This window comes from Methylothermus subterraneus, from assembly GCF_054656915.1.
In genome coordinates, this window is the sequence record NZ_BAAHXK010000005.1 from 54,599 (window position 1) to 76,862 (window position 22,264).

The window sequence follows — 22,264 nt, forward strand, 5'->3', positions numbered from 1 at the left end:
TATTTTATTATTTTTCGCGAGGTAGGGCAAAGATGCGCTGGGTGCTTTGGGGCTGGGTCCTTGGCCTTTTGGCGTGCTCGCGCCAAGAGGCGCCGCCTGCCCCCCTTCCCCCCCGCGTGCAGGTCGAGACGCCCGTGGTCCGCGAGCTGGCCGAGTGGCAGGAGTACCCGGGGCGGCTGGAAGCGGTCGAACAGGTCGAGGTGCGCGCGCGCGTGGAAGGTTATTTGGAGCGGATCTGTTTTCAGGCGGGGCAGAAGGTCCAAGCTGGCGACCTGCTCTTCGTCATCGACCCAAGGCCCTTTCAAATCCGCCTCAACCAGGCCAAAGCCAAGCTGCAAGCGGCCAAGGCACAGCTTGAGCTGGCGGCGAGCAATCTAAAACGCGCCGAACGCCTGCTGGCGCAGAAATTCATCGCCCAGGAAGACTACGACGCAAAGCGCGCCGAGTTCTTGGCCGCCGAAGCCGAGATGGAAGCGGCCCGGGCGGAAGTTGAAGCCAGGCAATTGGATCTTTCGTTCACCGAGGTGCGCGCCCCGATCGCTGGGATCGCCGGGCGCGAGCAGGTGACCGTGGGCAATCTGGTCAAAGGCGGCGGAGCCGACGCCACCGTGCTCACCGTGCTCGTGCGCACCGATCCCCTATACGTCTATTTCGACGTCGACGAGCGCGCAGCGCTTGGCGTCCCCGACCGGCTGCAGGCCAAGGTTGAAGTCGGGTTGGCCGAGGAAGAAGGTTTTCCCCATCCTGCGCGCCTGGATTACGCCGCCCCGCGCCTCGACTGGCCTTCGGGCACGCGCACCTTGCGGGCGGTGCTTCCCAACCCCGAAGGCCGCCTCGCGCCCGGACTCTTTGCCCGCGTGCGCCTTTACCGCAGCGCGCCAAGAGCCGCGCTCTTGGTGCCCGAACGGGCGGTGGTGAGCCACTTGGCCGAAACCGGGGTGTGGGTGGTCGAACAAGCCAATACGGTCGCTTTCCGTCGCGTTGAGCTGGGACCCAAGGTCGACGGCCTACGGGTGATCCGCCAGGGACTGGAGCCAAACGCGCGCGTGGTCGTCGAAGGCGGGCACAAACTCAAGCCGGGCATGGCGGTCCAAGCCGATGGGACGCTTTAGCCACTTCTTCATCGACCGGCCGGTTTTCGCCGCGGTCCTGTCCATCGTCATCGTGCTGCTTGGGCTTTTGGCGCTCCTTGCCCTGCCGCTTACCCAGTACCCGCCCCTGGCCCCGCCGACCATCGTCGTCAGCGCCCTTTTTCCAGGCGCCGATGCGCAGACGGTGATGGAGACGGTGGCCACGCCCTTGGAGCAGGAAATCAACGGCGTCGAGCGCATGCTCTACATGAGCTCCAACGCCGGCAACGACGGCTCGCTCAACTTGACGGTCACCTTCGCGCCCGGCACCGACGTAGACATAGCTCAAGTTTTGGTGCAAAACCGGGTTCAACTGGCCACCGCCAAACTGCCGGAAGAAGTGCGCCGGCAAGGGATCCGCGTCCTAAAGCGCAGCCCCGATTTAAGCTTGGTGATCAACCTGATCTCCCCGGACGGCCGCTACGACAGCGATTATTTGAGCAACTACGCCCTCACCCAAATCCGCGACGTGCTCGCCCGCCAGGCGGGGGTAGGGGAAGCGGCGATCTTCGGCGCCCGCGACTACAGCATGCGCCTCTGGCTCGACCCGGAGAAGCTTGCCTACTTCCAGCTTACGCCCATGGACGTGGTGCGCGCGGTGCGCGAGCAAAACGTGGAAGTGGCTGCCGGCGCGGTCGGCAAGCCTCCCCTTTCAGGTTCCGCCGACTCTCAGTACGCCATCCTCACCCAAGGCCGGCTCAAAAGCGTGGCGGAGTTTTCCGCCATCGTCGTCAAGACCGGCGAAAAAGGCGAGGTCGTGCGCCTTGGCGATCTTGCCACCGTCGAGCTCGGCGCGCGCGATTACGCCTCCAAGCTCTACCTCGACGGCCAACCCAGCGTCGGGATCGGCATCTTTCAATTGCCGGGCTCCAACGCCCTAGAGACCAAGAAAGCCGTGCTGGCGCAGATGGAAAAACTCAAACAGCGCTTTCCGCCCGGACTGGACTACACCTTGGGCTACGACACCGTGGTGTTCGTGGAAGAATCGCTCAAGGCGGTATTCCGCACCCTGGTGGAGGCGGTGGTCTTGGTCGCTCTGGTGGTGCTGGTGTTTTTGCAAAGCTGGCGCGCCAGCCTCATCCCGCTGCTGGCGGTGCCGGTGTCGGTGATCGGCACCTTGGCGGCGATGGCCGCCTTTGGTGCCTCGCTCAACACCTTATCGCTGCTTAGCCTGGTGCTCGCCATCGGCACGGTGGTGGACGACGCCATCGTGGTGGTGGAAAACGTCGAGCGCCACCTCAGCTTGGGCGAAGACGCGCGCACGGCCACAAGACGCGCCATGGACGAGGTGACAGGCCCGATCCTCGCCACCTCTTTAGTGCTCATCGCGGTGTTTTTGCCTACCGCCTTCCTCGCCGGCGTCGCGCAGGGTTTCTACCGCGAGTTTGCCCTGACCGTCACCGCCTCGACCGCGATCTCCACCTTCAATTCTCTGACTTTAAGCCCGGCCCTGTGCGCCCTGTGGCTTGGCCGGCAAGATCGCCAAGGCCGCCTGCTTGGGTTTTTCTTTGCTTGGTTCAACCGCGCGCTGGCGGCGTTCCGCCAAGGGTATCTCGCCCTTTTGGCCCACCTCTTGCGCAGGTCCACGGTCATGCTTTGGGTTTACCTGGGGCTTGCCGCTTTGGGCGCAGGTCTTTGGCAACACGTGCCCAAAGGGTTCATCCCCGAACAAGACCAAGGCTATCTGGTCCTGATCGCTCGCCTGCCGGCCGGCGCCTCGCTGGCGCGCACCGACGAGGCGGTGCAAGAGATCACCCGAATCGCCCTCGCGACCCCGGGCGTGGCCCATCTTTTCGCCTACGTTGGCTGGTCCTTTCTGACCGGGGTGCAGCAGCCGTATGCGGCGACCTTGTTCGCGCGCCTTAAGCCTTTCTCAGAACGCGCCGAGCTTCCGGCAGCCGCCGTCGCCGACGAGCTAAGAAAGCGCCTTGGGCAGATCCAAGCCGCCGAAGTCGCGGTCTTTACTCCGCCGCCGGTGCGCGGGATGAGCCGGGTCGGCGGGTTCAAGCTCATGGTCCAGGATCTAGGCGGCCAGGGAGTGAAAGCGCTCAAAGCCGCCACCGAAGCGCTCGTCGCCGCCGCCAACCGCGAACCCGGCCTAGTCGGCGTCTTTACCCCTCTGCAAACCGACGTGCCGCAGCTTTTCCTAGAGCTCGACCGCACGCGCGCCAAAGCCATGGGCGTTCCTTTGGGAGAGCTGTTTGCGACCTTGCAGACCTACCTCGGCTCTCTCTACGTCAACGACTTCAACCTCTTCGGCCGTACCTATCAGGTCTTAGCGCAGGCGCGAGCCGATTTCCGCATGCGTCCTGAAGACGTCTTGGCTCTTAAGGTCAAAAGCCAAACCGGGGCGATGATCCCCATCGGCTCGCTGGCCCACCTCAAGCGCTTTGCAGGTTCGGATCTTTTGACCCGTTACAACCTGTATCTGGCCGCCGAGGTCAACGGCTCCACCCTACCTGGCACGAGTTCAGGCGAGGCCATCGCCAAGCTGACCCGCCTGGCGCACGAGGTGCTGCCGCCGGGGTTTGGTTTTGAGTGGACGGAGCTGAGCCTGCAGGAGGTGCTTTCCGGCAACACCGCCTTGTTCGTCTTCCCTTTGAGCGTGTTGTTTGCCTTTTTGGTGCTGGCCGCCCAATACGAGAGCTGGTCGCTGCCCTTTTCGGTGATCCTGATCGCGCCTTTGTGCGTCACGACCGCTTTGGCTTCCGTTGGCCTGCGAGGCTATGAAAACAACGTCTTCACTCAGATCGGCCTGATCCTCCTGGTGGGACTGGCGGCCAAAAACGCGATCTTGATCGTCGAGTTCGCTAGGGTCCGCCAAGAGCAAGGGCAAGATCGCCTGCACGCAGCGCTTCAAGCGGCTAAAATTCGCCTGCGGCCCATCTTAATGACCTCGTTTACCTTCATCTTGGGCGTGCTGCCGCTCGCCTTGGCCCAGGGGCCAGGAGCCGAAGCGCGAAGGATCTTGGGCACTGCCGTGTTCGGCGGCATGTTGGGAGTGACGCTGCTTAGCTTGCTCTTCACGCCGGTCTTCTACGTGGTGGTGCGCGCCTTCGTCGAACGCAAGACGGTAAGGATTTAATAATATGCGCAGACTGTGGATAGTGCTTTACGTGCTCGCCTTCCAAGCCCAAGGCGCCGACGATCTGGTCACGGTTTACCAGCTCGCCTTAGAGAACGACCCGAGCTTTCGCGCCGCGCAGGCAAGCCTGCGCGCCGGTCTAGAAGAGGAGATCAAAGGCCGCGCCGAGCTTCTGCCCAAGGTCAACGTCAATGCGGGGTTTGGCTTGAACCAAAGCCAAAACCGCGGCCAGTTTCCGGCGGGTGGGATTTTGTTTCCCAGCAACACCGACATCGGCAGCGAGAGCAAAAGCTGGGGCGTGAGCCTGACCCAGCCGGTGTTCGATCTTTCCGCCTGGTTCCGCTTTAAGCGCGGCCAGGAGTTGACCGAGCAGGCCAAAGCGCGCTTTGCCGCCGAAAGCCAAGCGCTGATCCTGAAAGTCGCCGAAAGCTACCTTGCGGTCCTCAAGGCCCAGGCCAATTTGAACGCCTCGCGCGCCCAGGAGCGGGCCACCGAGCGCCAGTTGGCCCAGGTCAAGGCGCGCTTTGAGGTGGGGCTTTTGGCCATCACCGACCTGCGCGAAGCCGAAGCCGCCTTCGATCTGGCCGTCGCCGCCCGCTTGGCCGACGAAGGCGCGCTGCAGGTCGCCAAAGAGCAGCTTTCCATTCTCACCGGCCGGTCTCACGAAGCGCTGCTTGCGCTCAAAGACGACTATCCCATCGCCCCGCCCGACCCGAAGGAAGTGGAAAAGTGGATTGAATTTGCCCGCCAGAACAACTACGACCTGAAAGTCGCCGCCCTCGCCCGCGAGGTGGCCCTGCAAACCGCGCGCGTCGCAAGCGCCGAGCACCTGCCCAAGATCACCGCCAACCTAAGCTACAGCGAGACGCGCTCGGAAAACGATTTTCACAATCTCACCCCGGCGGCGGGAGGCAGCCGCGATTTTAACTTCCCGCGCAACGTTAACCAGGGCGCGTTATCGCTCAACCTGAACCTGCCTTTGTTCGCCGGGGGAGCCATCGGCGCCGCCCGCCGCCAGGCTTTGGCCGAATACGCCAAAAGCGAGGAAGAACTTTTAGGGGCCGTGCGCACCACCGTGCAGAACACGCGCGCTGAATACATCAACGTGATGACGGCCATCGCCCGCAGCCAGGCCACGCACAAAGCGGTGCTCTCCAACCGCGCCTCACTGAAGGCCAGCCAAGCCGGGTACGAGGTCGGCACGCGCACCCTCGTGGACGTGCTCGCCGCCTTGCGCGCCCTCTACTTGGCCGTGCGCGACCACCAAAACGCGCGCCTCGATTACGTGCTGGCCAGCCTCAGGCTAAAGCGCCTGGCCGGCACCTTGAGCCCGCAAGACTTGATCGAATTGAACCGCCATCTGACTTTGCCTAAAGACGAAACCGCCTTGACGCTAGAATGAGGTTTTTTCTCGTTGGGTTGCTCGCCCTCGTTTTGACCGGCATCGCTTATCTTCCCTTCCGCCCTAAGGAGGAAACCGCCAAGGAGCTTGTGTTGTACGGCAACATCGACCTGCGCCAGGTCGATCTGGCTCCCGGCGTGGCCGAGCGCATCGCCAAGATGTATTTTTGGGAAGGCGATATCGTCCATCCCGGCGATCTCATGGCCGAGCTCGTAGCGACGCGCTTTGCCGCCGAGGTCGAAAACCTAAAAGCGCAGATCGCCGCCCAGAGGGCTTTGGTCGAAAAGCTCGAGCGCGGCAGCCGCCCGCAGGAAATCGAACACGCCAGGGCGCTTCTGGCCGAAGCCCAAAGCGAGGAAACCTTGGCCGAGCTGAACTCCCAAAGAGCGCGCGCGCTCTTGCCCAAACGCCTCATCTCCCAGGCGGAGGTCGATCGCGCCGAAGCCAGCCTAAAGGCCGCGCGCGCCCGCCGCCGGGCCGCGCAAGAGGCTTTTAGCCTGGCGCTGGAAGGGCCGCGCCGCGAGGACATCGCCGCCGCGCGCGCGCGTTTGCGCGCCCTCAAAGCGCAGCTCAAACAGGCCAAGAAAAATCTGGCCGACACCAAGCTCTATGCGCCCGCCGCCGGCGTCGTGCAAAACCGCCTGCTCGAGCCGGGCGATCAGGCCTCCCCGCAGCGCCCGATCTACACGCTGGCGTTGACCGATCCCTTATGGGCCAGGGTGTACCTGGCCGAAACCGAGCTGGGCAAGGTCCAGCCGGGGATGCGCGCCCAGGTCCAAAGCGACAGTTTCCCGAACAAACGCTATGCGGCTTGGGTGGGTTACATCTCCCCGAGCGCCGAGTTCACCCCCAAAAACGTAGAGACCGAGGAGCTAAGAACCCACCTCGTCTACCAGGCGCGGGTGTTCGTGTGCAATCCCGAAGGCGAGCTGCGCCTGGGGATGCCGGTGACGGTGCGCATTCCGTTGTCCCAGCCGCTGCCCCCGCCCCCTTCCCCTTGCCAGGCGCCTTGATCTATGCTTGAGACCGCCATCGAGATCGGCGCCGTGCACAAGACCTTCCCGCCCAACGCCGTTGCGCTCGCGGGGGTAAGCGCCAAGATCGCCGCCGGCAAGCTCACCGGCCTCATCGGCGCCGACGGCGCCGGCAAGACCACCCTGATGCGCTTGATCGCCGGCCTTTTGCTCCCCGACTCCGGAAGCATCCGGGTGTTCGGCGTGGACGTGGCGCAACACCCGGCCAAAGTGCAAGCGCAACTTGGCTACTTGCCGCAGCGCTTTGGCTTGTACGAAGATCTGACGGTGATGGAGAACCTGGAACTCTACGCCGAGCTGCAAGGCTTGCCGCGCCTTAAACGCCCTTCAAGATACGCCAAGCTCTTGCGCCTGACCGGCCTGGAAGCCTTCACCAAGCGCCTGGCCGGCCACCTTTCCGGCGGCATGAAGCAAAAACTGGGGCTGGCTTGCGTGCTCGTAGGCCAACCGCGCGTGCTGCTGCTGGACGAACCCACCGTAGGCGTCGATCCGCTCTCGCGCCGCCAGCTCTGGCAAATCCTGCACGCGCAAGCAAGCCAGGGGCTGACCGTGGTTTTGAGCACGTCTTACCTAGACGAGGCCGAGCGCTGCCACGAAGTGCTCTTGCTCCACCGCGGTCGGGTTCTAGGCCAGGGGGAGCCTTCCACGTTCCTAACTCCCCTAAACGGGCGCGTCTATCGCGCCCGCTCCGCAGCCCTCCCCAAGCGCCCGTTGCAGAGAAGGCTCTTACAGCATCCTAACGTCCTCGATGCAGTCCCCGAGGGGGATTGGGTGCGCCTGATCACGCGCACCCCCACCCCGCCCGCCCTAGAGGAGCCGGTGACTTTCGCCGCCGCTGCCCCGCGCTTGGAGGATGCCTTCATCGCTCAGATCGCCGAAAAGCCAAGGCCAATCGGTACGCCTTGGCCGCGCCCTAAAGCCTTAGCCCAGGCAGAACCTGCGATCCTCGTGCGCGATCTGAAAAGGCGCTTTGGTTCCTTTTACGCGGTCAAGGGGATTTCTTTTACGGTCGCGCGCGGCGAGGTATTTGGGCTTTTAGGCGCCAACGGCGCTGGCAAGACCACCACCTTCCGCATGCTGTGCGGGCTGCTGCCGGTCAGCGAAGGGGAGGCCAAGGTGGCCGGATTGGACCTTCGCCGCGCCCCGGCCAAAGCGCGGGGGCGCCTGGGCTACATGGCGCAGAAGTTCTCCCTGTACGCGCACCTTAGCGTTTTGGAGAACCTCACCTTCTTCGGCGGGGCCTACGGCCTGCAAGGCGAACGCTTGCGCGCGCGCATCGCCTGGGCGCTTTCGACCTTTGAGCTGGCACCGTTCCAACACCAGCGCGCCGAAGGCCTGCCCTTGGGCTACAAGCAGCGTTTGGCGATGGCCTGCGCTCTGCTTCATGAGCCGGAAGTTTTGTTCCTCGACGAGCCGACCTCGGGGGTCGATCCGCTCGCGCGGCGCGAGTTTTGGCTACGCATCAACGCCCTGGCCGAACAAGGGGTCACGGTGCTGGTGACCACCCACTTTCTAGAAGAAGCCGAATACTGCGACCGCCTGGCGATCCTCGAGGCCGGAGAAATCCTCGCCTTGGGCACCCCGGAAGCCATCCGCCGCCAAACTTCGGCTTCGAGCTTGGAAGAGGCCTTCGTCGCGTTACTCGCAGGCCGCCCATGAACCGCCGCCTTTTGGCCTTGATGCGCAAGGAATTCCTCCAGATCGCGCGCGACCCGGGAAGCTGGGCCACCGCGTTCGTTTTGCCCTTGGTGTTGTTGCTGTTGTTCGGCTATGGGGTTTCGCTCGACGCCAAGCACGTGCGCCTGGCGCTGGTCGCCGAGCGGCGCGATGCGAGCGCGCAGGACTTGTTGAGCGGCTTTTACGGTTCGGCGTATTTTGCGCCGGTTCCGGCAGCCACGCTGGCCCAGGCGCAAACGCTGCTCAATGCGGGCAAGGTGCAAGGGATCGTGCGCCTGCGCGAGGACTTTGCCCGCCGCTTAAAAAGCGGCCAACCCGCCCCTATTCAGCTCATCGTCAACGGCATCGACGCCAACACCGCGCGCCTGATCGAAGGGTACGTCGGCGGGGTCGTGGAAGCTGGCTTAAGGCGCCAAGGAAAAACCCAAAATCTAGCGCAGGTCGTGGTCGAGCCGAGGATCTGGTTCAACCCCGAGGTGGAAAGCCGAAATTTCCTGGTTCCCGGGCTGATCGCGGTGGTTTTGACCATCCTCGGCGCCCTGCTTACGGCGTTGGTCATCGCCAGGGAGTGGGAGCGCGGGACGATGGAGGCGCTTTTAGCCACGCCGGTCAGGATCGGCGAGGTGGTCACCGCCAAGCTGCTTAGCTTTTTTCTCCTCGGCAACGGGGGGTTGGCGCTGGCGGTGGCGCTGGCGACCGAGTTGTTCGCGGTGCCCCTGCGCGGCTCGGGGTGGGTTTTGTGGCTGGGTTCGGCGCTGTTTTTGCTCGTCGCTTTAGGCATGGGGCTTTGGATTTCGAGCCTGAGCAAAAATCAGTTCGTCGCCGGCCAAATCGCCCTGATCGCCACGTATCTTCCGGCCTTTTTGCTGTCGGGGTTTTTGTTCGAGATCGCCAACATGCCTAAAGCGATCCAGGCGCTCACGTATCTGGTGCCGGCGCGCTATTACGTGGCGGTTTTGCAGACGGTGTTTTTGGCCGGGGACGTGTGGTCGGTTCTGTGGCCCAACTTGCTGATGCTGGCTTTGTACGCGGCTCTGTTTCTAGGCGCAACGTACCAAATTTCGCACAAACGGCTTTGAATGCTTAGGCGTGTCTTGCACCTTTGCACTAAGGAATTTTTAACCTTGCTCAAAGATTGGCGCAGCCGCCTGGTGGTCATCGCCCCGCCTTTGATCCAGCTGTTTATCTTTAGCTACGCCGCCACCTTCGACCTCGAGCGCATTCCCTACGCAACTTACGACGAAGACCAAAGCGCGGCAAGCTCCGAGCTTCTTGCCCGTTTCCGCGGCTCCAAGCACTTCCTCGAGGTCGCCACCCTCACCCACGACCGCCAAATCGCCCCCCTTCTCGACCGCCGCCGAGCGCTGTTGGTGCTCCACGTTCCCGCCGATTTTGAAGCGCGCTTAAAACGCGGCGCGCCCGCCCAGCTGCAAGTCCTGGTCGACGGGCGCAATTCCAACACCGCTCTGATCGCTTTAGGCTACGTGCAGAGCATTGTTTCTGAGTTCAACCGCGCCGAGCTGGTTCCCCCGCCGCCCCGATTGGAGACGCGCGCCTGGTTCAACGAGAACCTGCAGAGCCGATGGTTCATCGTTCCCGGCTTGACCGCCCTATTGACGCTGGTGGTGGCCATGGTCACCTGCGCCCTGAGCGTGGCCCGCGAGCGCGAGCAGGGCACCTTCGACCAGCTTTTGGTCACCCCGCTGACGCCCTTGGAGATCCTGCTCGGCAAGACCGTCCCGGCCTTCCTCATCGGCCTTTTGGAAGGCACCCTCATCCTGGCGGCGGCGGTGACCTGGTTTCAGATCCCGTTCCGCGGCCGCCTGCTTGTGCTCTATGCCGGCATGGCGCTTTATCTTTTGTCGGCGATCGGGGTCGGGCTGGCGATCTCTTCGCTCGCGCGCACCCAGCAGCAAGGCTTGTTCGGCGCGTTCTTGTTCATCGTCCCGGCGGTGATCCTCTCGGGCTTTGCCACGCCGATAGAAAACATGCCGCAAGCCGTGCAAACCCTGACCCTAATCAACCCCATGCGCTACTTTCTCGCCATCGTCCGCACCAGCTTCCTCGCCTCTCCGACTTGGACCGCCGTCTGGCCGCAGCTTTGGCCAATGGCCGCCATCGGGCTAGCCACTTTAGCGCTGGCCGCCTGGCTCTTTCGCCACCGCCTGTATTAATCGGTCATCGAATCGTCACATCCAGAGCGTTAAGATGGATTGAAAAACTTCCACGCCAAACCCAAGGATGCGATCCCATCCGCCGCTTACCGTCCTCCACGACCGGGTGCCCGGCCGGCTGCGCCTGCACCTGCCTGCCCTGTACCGCAGCCCCAAGCTCAAGCGCTGGCTGGTAGAAAACCTGAGCCACCGGCCTGAGATCCGCAAACTCCAAATCAACCCGGTGACGGGCAATCTCGTAATCGCCTTCGATCCCGCGCAAGGAAAGGAGGTGCTGCTGCACCTACTTGAGGCCTGCCTTGCCCACCCAAACGCCCCTAAAGCTCAGGCGCCTGGTTCTTCCCCGCCGCCGGCCAAGGCGCGCAAGCTGAGGTTCGGCTGGAGGCAAGCTCCGCAGTCAACGACTGCCCATTCCTCCCCGCCCCAGGCGCATTGGCACACCTTGAGCGCCGAAGACTGCTGCAGTCTCCTGGGCACTTCCCCAGACGGATTAAAAGCGCGCGCCGCCCGCGAGCGCCTGACGGCCTACGGCCCTAACGCGCTGACGACGGCCAAGCCGCGCTCGGCGCTGCAGATCGTGCTCGATCAGCTGCTCAGCCCGCCGACGCTCCTCTTAGGGGTGTCGGCGGCAATTTCCCTGGCCACCGGCGGCATCGCGGATGCGCTGGTCATCGTGGCCGTGGTTGGGATCAACGCCGTCATCGGCTACGCTACCGAAGCTTCGACCGAACGAATCCTACAGAGCCTAGAATCTTTGTCGCCGCTCCACGCTGAAGTCATCCGCGACGGCGTACCAATTACGGTACCTATCGCTGAAGTCGCCGTAGGCGATGTTCTCAAACTGAGCCCAGGCAGCTACGTCGCCGCCGATGCCCGCCTGTTAAGCGCCGACAACTTAAGCGTCGACGAGTCGGCGCTCACCGGCGAAAGCCTGCCGGTGAAAAAAGACGCAGCCGCTGTGTACCCACCGCTCACCCCCCTGGCCGAGCGCGCCAACCTGGTCTACCGCGGCACGGTGGTCACCGGCGGCAGCGGCCTGGCGGTGGTGTTCGCCACCGGCAGGCATACCGAAATCGGCCTGATCCAAAGCCTGGTCGAGGCCACCGAGTCGCTCAAGACTCCTCTGCAGCGCCAGCTGGAAAGCCTAGGACTGCAGCTGGTTTGGACAAGCGGCTTGGTTTGCCTTGCGGTGTTCGCGCTCGGCGTGGCGCGCGGCTTGGGGTTTTTGCCCATGCTGAAAACGGCGATCTCGCTGGCGGTGGCGGCGGTGCCGGAGGGACTGCCCACGGTGGCGACCACCACCTTGGCGCTTGGCATCTACCGCATGCGCACCCGACAGGCGCTGATCCGCCAGCTGAACGCGGTGGAGAACCTCGGGGCGGTGCAGGTCATTTGCTTTGACAAGACCGGCACCTTAACGCTCAACCGCATGGCGGTTACCCGGATTCAGACCGCAAGCGGCATCCTCGCCGTCGCCGGCGAGCGCCCTGCAGAAGCCGTTGCGCCGGAAGCGCAAAAGCTTTTAGAAATCGTTTCGCTGTGCAGCGAGGTCACGCTCAACGGCGAAGATCTAAACGGCTCGCCGACCGAAAAGGCGTTGATCCGCTGCGCTCAATGGGCAGGGATAGAAGTCGAGGCGCTGCGCGCGCGTTACCCCCAGGTCGCCCAGCAGCTGCGTGCCGAAGATCGGCCGTTTATGGCGACCTACCACACACACGGCGCACGGCTGTTGATCGCGGTCAAAGGCAGTCCGCAAGCGGTGTTGGAGAGGTGTGCGCACTACCTGCACGAAGGGCAAGCCAAGCCACTGACCGATGCTCGGCGCAGGCAGATTCTAGCCGCCAACGAGACCCTGGCCGGAGAGGCGCTGCGCGTCCTCGGGGTCGCTTACGGCGAGTGCGCGGCTCCGAACGACACTCTGCCCGATCTCGTCTGGCTCGGCCTGATCGGCATGGAGGACGCTCTGCGTCCCGGCATGGCCGAGCTGATCGCGCGCTTCCATCGCGCCGGGATTCAAACGGTGATGATCACCGGCGACCAGAGCGCCACCGCGCTGGCCATTGCCCGCCGCCTCAACTTGAGCGGCGGTAAACCGCTTGAAGTCGTCGACTCCAGCCGTCTGGACAAAATCGAACCGGAAATCCTGCGCCATCTGGTCAAAGACGTCACGGTATTTGCCCGCGTCAGTCCGGCGTACAAACTCCAAATCGTGCGCGCCTTGCAAGAGAATGGTAAAGTCGTGGCTATGATCGGCGACGGGATCAACGACGCCCCGGCTCTCAAAGCCGCCGACGTCGGCGTCGCCATGGGACAACGGGGCACCGAGGTTGCCCGCGCGGTGGCAGACGTGGTCTTGGAAGACGACAACCTTAAGACCTTGTATACCGCGATCGAACAGGGTCGAACCATTTACCTCAACACGCAAAAGGCGCTGCGTTTCTTGTTGGCCACCAATGCCAGCGAGCTGCAGCTGATGCTGCTCGGCGTACTGCTCGGGCGCGGGGAGATGCTCTCGCCTATGCAGCTTTTATGGATCAACCTGGTCACCGACGTCTTCCCCGGACTGGCGCTGGCGCAGGAACCGCCAGAAGCCGATGCGATGCAAGCTCCCCCGCGCGACCCCCAGGCCCCCGTCCTCGATGCGCGCCGAGTTCGGCGCCTGTTGCGCGAATCGCTGAGCCTGACCGGCGGCGCGCTGGCAGCGTACGTTTTCGGGCGCAGCCGTTACGGTTTTGGCGCGCAAACCGAGGGTTTGGTTTTTCAAACCATCGTCCTGGCACAGTTGCTCCACGCGCTCAGCTGCCGCTCCGAAACGCATGCGTTTTGGCAGATCAAGCCAGCCAACCCGTATCTCAACGCAGCTTTAGGAGGATCGCTGCTCATCCAGACCGGCGTCTTAGGAATCCCCGCCTTGCGCAAGCTCCTTGGCCTGTCGCTTCCTGGCTGGCTGGACCTTGGGATCGTAGGTGCCGGTGCGGTTTTGCCGCTGATCTTCAACGAGAGCCTGAAAGCCAAAGAATCCAGGAGTTCACGCCATGCAGACGAGCCTGTTCACCTCTGAGGCGGTCACCCCAGGTCACCCTGACCGCCTGTGCGACACCATCAGCGACGCCATCGTCGACCGGTTTTTGACCCATGACCCGAGCGCGCGCATCGTCGCCGAGTGCGCCCTGGCCAAAGGGGTAATCTTCATTGCCGCGCGCTTTGCCTCGGAGGCGATCGTCGACATTCCAGAAACCGCGCGCGAGGTAGTGCGCGCCATCGGGTACGAGCGGGAAGACTTTAACGCCGAGGAATGTACGGTGATTACCAACCTCCTGACGCTGCCGAACGAGGAACGGCCGGCCGACCCGAGCGCAGCCAGCGCGCAAAACCTCGTGACCGCTTTCGGTTTTGCCTGCACCCACACGCCCGAGCTGATGCCTTTGCCTATCGTCCTGGCGCGGCGGCTCGCCAACGCTTTGTTTTCTGCCAAACAGGCCGGCCTTTTGGCCTATCTTTCGCCCGACGGCACGGTGCAGGTGAGCGTTGAGTTTTGTGATAAGGTCCCCACGCGCATCGAGGCCATCGCCCTCACGGTGGGTTTCGCCCACCGTCAACAGGTCGCCAAACCGCGCCTGGAAGCCGAGCTGTACGAGCACGTAGTGCAGTCGGCGCTGCGCGATGCTCCCCTGCGACCCGACGCCAACACGCGCCTTTTTATCCACGCGCCGTTTGCCCGCAGCGGGCCGGCGGCCCACTCGGGGATGACTGGACGCAAGACCGCCAGCGACACCTACGGGGCCTACGCGCGCCATAGCGGTTCGGCTTTGAGCGGCAAGGATCCTTGGCGGATCGACCGCACCGCGGCGTATGCGGCGCGCTACGTGGCCAAAAACCTCGTCGCCGCCGAGTTGGCCGACGCGTGCGAGGTTCAGCTCAGCTACGCCATCGGTCGGGCAGAACCGGTGAGCGTGCAGGTGGACTGCTTTGGCACCGGCCGGCTGCCGGACGAAGCGATCGTGGCCAAAATCCACGCCGGTTTTGATCTGCGGGTCGGCGCCATCGTTGAGCAGTTCGACCTTCTGCGCTTACCTGCGCGCTACCCCGAGGGTTTTTATCAGAAGCTTCCGGTCTTTGGCCACTTCGGGGATTCTTTTACCGACCTGCCTTGGGAACGGCAGGACCTGGTGGAGTTATTAAAAGCGTAACGCGCTTACCGCGCCGTCTTAAGCAGCAGCCCCGAGGCTTTGAGCGCCTCGAGTTCGGCTTCGATCTCGTCCTGAACCAGGCCGACATAGCTCAGGCGGGTCTCGGTGCGCGAACGGAACGCATCCAATAATTCCAGTAGGCTGCCCTTGCCCAGCCGGTAAGCCGCCTCCCCCATCGCTTTCAGGTCTTCCAGACGCGCCATGACCTCCTGCTCGAAGCGGATACGCGTCGCGCGCCGTTGCCGGATCAGATCCACCGCGCGTTCCAGAGCCGTGCGCGCTTGTACTGCGATTAACTCGCGGGCGAGCTGGGCCTGCCGCATCTGGGCGGCAGCGCGCGCGAGATTCCCCTGGCCGCGGTCGAAGATCGGCAGGTCCACGCTCACACCGCTGAAAACGGTATTGCCGTAGGGGCGGTCGGTAAAGGCGGTACCGGCCAGTAGCGAAGGAACCGGCCAGCGCTCGCGTCTGGCCCGTGCCACTGTGGCGTCGGCGGCGGCCTCCTCAGAGCGGGCGGCGATCAGTTCGGGATTGTTCTGTTCGGCGGCCGCCCAAAGAGCGGCGGCATCGGCCGGGACCTCGAGCGGCCTGAGTTCCCCAAGCGCTGTCGGGCGCCAGTCAGGGAATCCGAGCATCACCCCGATGCTGCGGGCGGTCGCAGTGACCTCACCGCGCAAAGCGTTCAGGCGCGCGCCGAGGCTCTCCGCCTCCAACCGAATCCGCAGCAGATCGTAGCGACTGGCCTCACCCGCTTGCGCCCGCCCGGCGACCAGACGCACCAAGCGCTCTACTTCCGTTGCAGCTTCCTCAAGCAAAGCGACGCGCCGCTGATCCGCCAGCAACTTGGCGAATGCGCGCCAAAGCTTGTAAGCCAAGGCGGCAAATTCCGCCTCGATCTCGGCCGAAGTCGCCGAGAGCTTTTTCTGCGCTTCCTCGATCCTGGCCTGGCGTTGCCCGAATAAGAGCAGCGGCACCTCGACCGTCACTTCCTCTTGGGTGGAGCCGTCGAACATGGTGTTGCGGCGACTGGTCAAATCGTACCGCCCATAACTGACCCTTGGGTTGGGCAAGACCCTGGCGGCGACCACCTCGGCCCGCGCGCTTTCCAAGCGCTGTAAGAGCAAGGCATAGCGCGGGCTCCGATCGCGCGCGATGGCCAACAGCTGGGCGATGGTCACCGCTTGGGGCAGCGTTTCCTGCGCGGCGGCGATCAAAGTCGTAAAACTCAGCAACCAGCCCAGCCAAAGCCTCATCCGCCCCCCTCAAGTTCGTCGCTTTCCTCCGGGAACAGCAGCCGTTTGGGGGCAAGATAGGAATAGATGACCGGCAGCACGTACATGGCGACCAAAAACGTCGTGATCATCCCGCCCACGATGGTGACTGCGAACGGGCGCTGGACTTCGCTGCCTATGCTGGTGGAAAGCGCCATCGGCAACAAGCCCATGCCCGCCAGCAGCGAAGCCATCAACACCGCGCGCAGGCGCTCGCTTGCCCCTGCTAGGATCGCTTCGCGCGGCGCCAGCCCTTGGCGTTGGTAGTATTCGACTGCGCTGATCACCAACAACCCAAGCAGCGAGATTTGACCCAGCAAGGCGATGAAACCGATGGCCGCGCTTACCGACAGGGGAATCTTGAAAGCATAAAGCAAGCCGACCCCGCCGAGCAGGGCAAACGGTGAAGCTAAGAGGATCGCCAAAGTGCATCGGCCAGACTGCAGCGCGCTGTAGAGTAGGCCCAAGATCAACAGCAACGCAAGCGGCACGATGATGCGTAGCTTGGCCATCGCCCGTTGTTGATTCTCGAATTCGCCGCTCCAGACCAGATAATGGTTCTCCGGAACTTTGACCTCGGCTGCGACCCTGCGCTGCGCCTCCTGCACTACCGAGCCGAGGTCGCGCCCTTCGAAGTTGAACTTGAGCGCCAAAAAGCGCAGGCCCGCTTCGCGTTCGATCGAGGTGCGGCTGCTCTCCAGTTTGAGTCTGGCCACCTCGCGCAAAGGAACGCGCGCACCGGTGGCGGTCGGCAAGCTCAGCTCACCGACCGCTCTGAAATCCTCCCGCGCGGCGTAAGGCAGGATCACGCGCACCGGCACCGGCCACCCCTCTTGCCAGAATTCGGTGACGATCTTGCCGGCCAGAGCGGTTTCGATCGTATCCTGCACAGCATCCACGCTCATCCCATAGCGGGCGAGCTGCGTCCGATTCAATTCGATTCTGAGCTGGGGCGCGAGCGATTCGCGGTACAAGGCCAGGTCGGTCACTCCAGCCACGCTTGTTAAAACGCGCTTGGCCTGCTCTAAAGTGGCGCGCATGCGTTCCAAATCCTGACCGTAAATTTTCAAAACCACCTTGCCGCGCACGCCGCTGACGGCTTCTTCGACGTTGTCGCGGATCGGTTGCGAGAAATTAAACCGCACCCCGGGAATAGCCTCTACCGCCTCGCGCATGGCGTCCACCAGGGCTTCCTTGCTGATCCCAGGGCGCCACAGGTCGCGCGGTTTCAGGTGAATAAAGGTCTCGCTCATGTTCACCCCCTCGTTGTCGGTGCCGTCTTCGGAACGCCCCTGCTGGCTTAAGACGCTTTTAACCTCGGGGAAGGCAAGCAGGCGGCGGCGCACCTCCAAAAGGATTTCCTGGCCTTTCGCCAAGGCGATGCTGGCCGGCATCTCGACGAATACGTGCGCATCCCCCTCATCCAGTTCCGGCAAGAATTCGGTCCCAAGACGCCCGGCCCCGAGCAGTCCCACCCCGAGCGCGGCGAGCGCCAACCCCAAAGTCCAAGCGCGCTTGCTCAAGGCCGCTGCCAAGGTACGTCGGTAGAGCCGGCGCAAGGGAACTAGGAAAGCGGCCTCTTGGACCAGCGCGTGGTGCGGGCGGATGAGGGCAGCGCATAGCGCCGGCACCAACGTCAAGGCAAACACCAATCCCCCGGTCAGGGCGAAGCTGTACGTCAAGGCCAGCGGGCGAAAGATCCGGCCTTCGACGCGCTCTAAGGAAAATACCGGCAAGAGGGCGGCGATGATGATGAGCATGGCGTAAAGGGTGGGTTTGGCAACGTCCACGGCGGCCGTCGCAACCAGGTGGAAGATCTCTTTCTGGGCCTTGGGACGATGGGTTTGGAGTTGGTGGATGACGCGCTCCACCAACACCACCGCCCCATCCAAGATGATTCCAAAGTCGACCGCCCCCATGGAGATCAGATTGGCGGGCAACCCTAAAGCGTACAAGCCCAGAAAAGCCACCAGCAAAGCCAGGGGAATCACCACCGCGACGATAAAAGAACCGCGCAGGCTGCGCAAGAACAGCCATACCACCCCGGTCACCAGAAGAAAGCCGTGGAACAAGTTCTCGTAAACGGTATGCAGGGTGTTGTGGACCAGTTCAGTGCGATCCAGGAACGGGACGATCCGCATCCCTGCCGGCAGGATATGCTGATTCAGCTCCGCCACCTTGGCGTGGATGCCGTCTAAAACCCGCGAGGGGTTTTGGCCGCGGCGCAGCAGGACGATTCCCTGCACGACCTCTTTTTGCTCATCCAGGCCAACCGTCCCCTGGCGGGGAGTATAGGACTGCACCAGGCGCGCCACGTCCGCCACCGTCACCGGGGTGCCGCCTTGGCTCTTTAGGACGATGCGCTGGATGTCCTCGGGGGAGGCAAGCAGCCCCACTCCCCGGACCAGCATCTGCTGGTCGCCGTGGCGCAGGAAGCCGGCGCCGACATTGCGGTTGGCACCAGCGATGGCGCGGTTGACCTCGTCCAGCGTCAAATCGAACGCCTCTAGCTGGCGTGGGTCCACTTCGACGTGAATTTCCTTGTAATAGCCGCCAAAAGTCAGCACGTCCGCCACCCCCGGCACCTGGCGCAGGATGCGGGCGATATTCCACTCCATCTCCGAGCGGAGCTCATAGAGCGAATGGCGGTCGCTGGTGACGACGAATTTGTAGATTTCCCCGAGGGGGGTGTAATCCGGCGCCAGCCTGGGCGTTACCCCTTCCGGCAGGTCCGCCCCGAGCAGGCGTTCGGATATCAAGGTGCGGGAGCGGAAGCTGTCCACGCCGTCTTCGAAAGTCAGCGTGATGAGCGACAGACCGAACAGGCTTTGGCTGCGCATCTGCAGCACATCCGGCGTGCCGTTGAGCACGCGCTCGAGCGGCACGGTGATCTGGCGTTCCACCTCTTCCGGGGCGTAGCCGGGATATAAAGTGATGACCGTCACTTGCGTGTTGGTGACGTCGGGATAGGCCTCGATCGGCGTCTGATAAAACGCGTATCCCCCAAACCCGGCGACGATCGCAGTGGTCACGACGGCGGCCAGGCGGCGGTGGACGCAGTACTCGATGAGTGCCTTTAGCATTTAAAGCAGCAAGGCCGCCTCGCCGTCTATGAGCAACGCCCCTTCCACCACCACCCGCTCACCCGGCGAAAGCCCGGCGAGGATCTCCACCTTGCCGGCGCGCGCGGCGCCGATCCGCACCCGCCGGGCGGCAAACCGTCCCGGGGCGATCTCCACGTACACCAACGTCTCCTTGTCGTCCTTGATCAGCACCGCGCTGGCCGGCAGCAAGATCCGATCGCGCGGCGCCACCTCGATCGTCACCCGCGCATAGGTGCCAGGACGCAGCTTAAGCGCCGTGTCCGGTTCGATGAATACCAACGCCCGTCTCAGGTCCGGCAGAACCTGCAGGCTTTCCCCGACCACGTGCCCTGCCACCGGCTCGGGTAGATTGGCCAGCTCGATCTGGACTTTGGCTCCCTTTTCCACCAGCTCCAGGTCGTTTTCGAACACGTCGGCCACGATCCAAGTCGCCTCCGGTTTGCCCAGATCGATCAGGGGCGTACCCGGTTCCACGGCCGCGCCGACGGCGGCGTAAATCTTCAAGACCACGCCGTCCATAGGCGCGCGCACGGTTACCTGGGCTTGGCTGCCGTCCCCTACCAGCCGCATCAGTTCCCGCGTGCGCTCAAATTCCGCCCGCGCCTCCTCCAAGCGCGTCTTGGCCGCCACCCGCTCGACCTCCAAGCCAACGCCTAAGCGCTGCATCTCCAGCTGACGGCGATAGTCGTATTCCGCCTGGGACAGCTTGGCGCGGGCCCGGGCAAAATCGGCGCGCACCCGCGCCGCCTCACCGGACCCCAGCACGACCAACGGCTCGCCCGCCTTGACCAAGGCTCCAACCTGCGCCGTCACCTTCAGGACCCGCCCAGAGAGGAGCGCGCCCACGGTCGATACCGCCTGGGCGCGAAAGTCCACCCGCGCCGGAGCGGCAATCGCCATGGCCGAGGATTCTGCTTGCACTTGCTGCACCCGGATGAACGGCAGCGACTCCGAGCGTAACTGGACCGTTCCGTCCAAATTCTGCCCCGCTGGTGCAGCTGGCGGCAACGTATGGGCAGTCTGCGCTTGGCACGCCCAAAGCGCGAGCCCAGTCAAAACCGCCGGTAACCCGAACCATTGTGAAAAACCCATGCGCTTAGCATAACTAGGCAAGCTTTCAAAAACCTTTCAACTCCCACGCGATCTCAACCCGCGCCCCTTGCCGGCCCTTGCCGATGCGAACTTTGGCGCCGTGCAGCACCGCCACTTCCTTGACGATCGCCAGCCCCAAGCCGCACCCTTCCCCGGGGCTGCCGGGAATGCGGTAGAAGCGTTCGCCCACCCGCTCGAGTTCGGCCGCCGGGAACCCCGGACCGTCGTCTTCGACGGCAAGCCTGGGGGGGCCAGATTCCAGGCTGACCCAGACTGTGCGCTTGCCGTAGCGGACGGCGTTGTCCAACAGGTTGCTCAGCAGTTCGCGCAGCAAGGCCGCATCGCCGGTTACGGTCACCGGATCGGGGGGAGCTTGGAACGCGATTTCCATAGCGTGCGCCACGATCCGCGGCGCCCATTCCAGACAGCTTTCCTCGGCCAGGGCGCGCAAATCCACCGGAGCAAACCGCGCCTGGGCGCAGTCCCGACTTTCCGAGCGCGCCAATATCAAAAGTTGATGCACCAGATGGGCGGCGCGTCCGACCGCGCGGTCGATTTGGTCCATGGGGATCGGCTCTCCCGTCTGCCGGGCCAGATCCAACTGCAGCTTGAGACCGGCCAAGGGGGTGCGCAGCTGATGGGCCGCGTTGGCGATAAAGCGCTGCTGCGCCGCCAAAGCCGAGGCGAGGCGCTGCAATAGACCGTTGACGGCCTCGGTGAGGAAGCGAATTTCTACGGGAATTTCCTGGTGGGGAATGGGTTCCAAAGAACTCGCCGAGCGTTGGCCCAGGTAAGCGGCCAGGCTGCGTAGCGGTTTTAGGCCCAGCCGGATGCCTACCCAAAATTGCACGCCGGCCACGGCGAGCAAGACCAGTTGCGGCACAAGCACCACCAACCAGATCTCATCGCGCATCATCCGGCGTTTGTTAAGCGTCTCGGCGACCAAGACCTGAAACGGCCCGCGCTGCGTCGCCACGACCCGGACGGTCTGGCCGTGGATTTGGCTGTCAAAGAACCAAGGAGCCACCCATCCCACTGGGGGATCGGGAACCGCCACGTCCCCAGCCAGCAGCTTACCCTGCGCTTGGACCTTAAAGAAGGTCTGGTCTACCGCATCCCAGCGCAGCACCGCGACGGCGGTGTGGGATAAGCTAAAATCCGCCGGGTCGTACCGATCTTGCAGCGAGTGGGCCAAAGACTCGGCCGAATCGAGCAGCCACAGGTCATACGTCCGATCGACGTAATGCGATACGAGAAAATACGAGATCAGCGCGCCCAAACCGACGATGCCCAACATGGGCACCGCCAGATTGAGCAGCAACCGGGCACGCAGGCTCGGGCGCTCAGCCATTTTCGACCTCCAGCATATAGCCGAGACCACGTAAGGTGCGAATGGATACCCCCCACGGTTTAAGCCGCCGACGCAGACGGTGGATCAAAATTTCGATCGCGTTCTCGGAGGGTTCTTCCACCCCGCTTGCGGTCAGCCGCCTGGCGATGCGATCCTTGCTCACCACCTGCCCGGCGTGCACCCACAACAGCTCGAGCACCGCGTATTCGCGCCGGGAAAAACGCACACTGCGCCCCTCCCCAAGGAGTTGGCGGGTCGCCGGGGTAAGCACCAGCCGCCCGACCCCTAGAGGATGGCCGAAACGGTAATAACTGCGGCGGATCAGAGCCCGGATCCTGGCTTCCAATTCGCGTAGCTCGAACGGTTTGACCAGATAATCGTCGGCTCCCCGTTCCAGACCCAAAACCCGATCGTCGAGACCATCGCGCGCGGTCAGGATCAAAACCGGGATCGTCTCGCCTCGCCGGCGCAAGGCCTTGAGCACTTCCAATCCATCCCGGTCGGGCAAGCTGAGGTCGAGCAGCATCAGATCGATCGCCCGCTCCCAAAGCGCCGCCTCCGCCTCGGAGGCGGTCGCCGCAACGACGACTGCAAAACCCAAACGGCTCAGACTCCGCGACAAGCCGTCTGCGAGCAAGGCATCGTCTTCAACCAGCAAAAGCTGCACGCGTCTTTCCTAAGACTCGACCTGCCCGAGGATCCAGGGGGGCTGAAACCTTAGCTTACTCAGCCTTGTCTGAAACCGACAAGCGGC

14 protein-coding genes are annotated in these 22,264 nt (G+C 63.5%); 9 read left to right on the plus strand and 5 right to left on the minus strand.

Translation table 11 applies throughout. The features are described 5' to 3' along the window. The first annotated feature begins 32 nt into the window (after positions 1-32). From ACYQ3M_RS05810 to metK, 9 genes are all read left to right on the plus strand, one after another. Positions 33-1,112, plus strand: coding sequence for an efflux RND transporter periplasmic adaptor subunit (locus ACYQ3M_RS05810; protein WP_460035121.1), 1,080 nt, complete (start codon positions 33-35; stop codon positions 1,110-1,112). Further along, entirely contained in the window at positions 1,099-4,215 is a 3,117-nt protein-coding gene (locus tag ACYQ3M_RS05815) for an efflux RND transporter permease subunit (protein ID WP_460035122.1), read from the plus strand. Before ACYQ3M_RS05810 ends, ACYQ3M_RS05815 begins: the two co-directional genes overlap by 14 nt. 4 nt (positions 4,216-4,219) lie before the next feature. Further along, positions 4,220-5,617, plus strand: a complete 1,398-nt coding sequence (locus ACYQ3M_RS05820) for a TolC family outer membrane protein (RefSeq protein WP_460035123.1) — start codon at positions 4,220-4,222, stop codon at positions 5,615-5,617. Next, on the plus strand, positions 5,614-6,630 hold the full coding sequence (locus tag ACYQ3M_RS05825) for an HlyD family secretion protein (protein ID WP_460035124.1): 1,017 nt from the start codon (positions 5,614-5,616) through the stop codon (positions 6,628-6,630). The genes ACYQ3M_RS05820 and ACYQ3M_RS05825 overlap by 4 nt, the downstream gene beginning before the upstream one ends. A gap of 3 nt (positions 6,631-6,633) precedes the next feature. Next, the gene (locus ACYQ3M_RS05830) at positions 6,634-8,310 is read left to right on the plus strand and encodes an ATP-binding cassette domain-containing protein (RefSeq protein ID WP_460035125.1); all 1,677 of its coding nucleotides are present in this window, start codon (positions 6,634-6,636) and stop codon (positions 8,308-8,310) included. Then, complete coding sequence (locus ACYQ3M_RS05835; protein ID WP_460035126.1) at positions 8,307-9,407, plus strand: ABC transporter permease; 1,101 nt, start codon at positions 8,307-8,309, stop codon at positions 9,405-9,407. The genes ACYQ3M_RS05830 and ACYQ3M_RS05835 overlap by 4 nt, the downstream gene beginning before the upstream one ends. Beyond that, the gene (locus tag ACYQ3M_RS05840) at positions 9,408-10,502 is read left to right on the plus strand and encodes an ABC transporter permease (RefSeq protein ID WP_460035127.1); all 1,095 of its coding nucleotides are present in this window, start codon (positions 9,408-9,410) and stop codon (positions 10,500-10,502) included. Between the two features lie 67 nt (positions 10,503-10,569). Further along, positions 10,570-13,563: a cation-translocating P-type ATPase gene (locus ACYQ3M_RS05845; protein ID WP_460035128.1), complete on the plus strand. Its 2,994-nt coding sequence runs from the start codon at positions 10,570-10,572 to the stop codon at positions 13,561-13,563. Next, positions 13,538-14,692, plus strand: coding sequence for a methionine adenosyltransferase (gene metK, locus ACYQ3M_RS05850; RefSeq protein WP_460035129.1), 1,155 nt, complete (start codon positions 13,538-13,540; stop codon positions 14,690-14,692). Before ACYQ3M_RS05845 ends, metK begins: the two co-directional genes overlap by 26 nt. Positions 14,693-14,697: 5 nt before the next feature. On the opposite strand, the gene ACYQ3M_RS05855 is transcribed toward metK, so the two are convergent. The 5 genes from ACYQ3M_RS05855 to ACYQ3M_RS05875 all read right to left on the minus strand — a co-directional run bounded on the left by ACYQ3M_RS05855 (position 14,698) and on the right by ACYQ3M_RS05875 (position 22,177). Continuing rightward, entirely contained in the window at positions 14,698-15,945 is a 1,248-nt protein-coding gene (locus tag ACYQ3M_RS05855; protein ID WP_460035130.1) for a TolC family protein, read from the minus strand. Further along, positions 15,942-19,046 carry an efflux RND transporter permease subunit gene (locus ACYQ3M_RS05860; protein WP_460035131.1) on the minus strand — a complete coding sequence of 1,035 codons (3,105 nt, stop codon included), beginning with the start codon at positions 19,044-19,046 and terminating at the stop codon, positions 15,942-15,944. The genes ACYQ3M_RS05855 and ACYQ3M_RS05860 overlap by 4 nt, the downstream gene beginning before the upstream one ends. Next, positions 19,047-20,045: an efflux RND transporter periplasmic adaptor subunit gene (locus ACYQ3M_RS05865; RefSeq protein WP_460035132.1), complete on the minus strand. Its 999-nt coding sequence runs from the start codon at positions 20,043-20,045 to the stop codon at positions 19,047-19,049. A gap of 139 nt (positions 20,046-20,184) precedes the next feature. Further along, on the minus strand, positions 20,185-21,510 hold the full coding sequence (locus ACYQ3M_RS05870; protein ID WP_460035133.1) for a sensor histidine kinase: 1,326 nt from the start codon (positions 21,508-21,510) through the stop codon (positions 20,185-20,187). Then, positions 21,503-22,177, minus strand: a complete 675-nt coding sequence (locus ACYQ3M_RS05875) for a response regulator (RefSeq protein WP_460035134.1) — start codon at positions 22,175-22,177, stop codon at positions 21,503-21,505. The genes ACYQ3M_RS05870 and ACYQ3M_RS05875 overlap by 8 nt, the downstream gene beginning before the upstream one ends. Positions 22,178-22,264 lie beyond the last annotated feature (87 nt).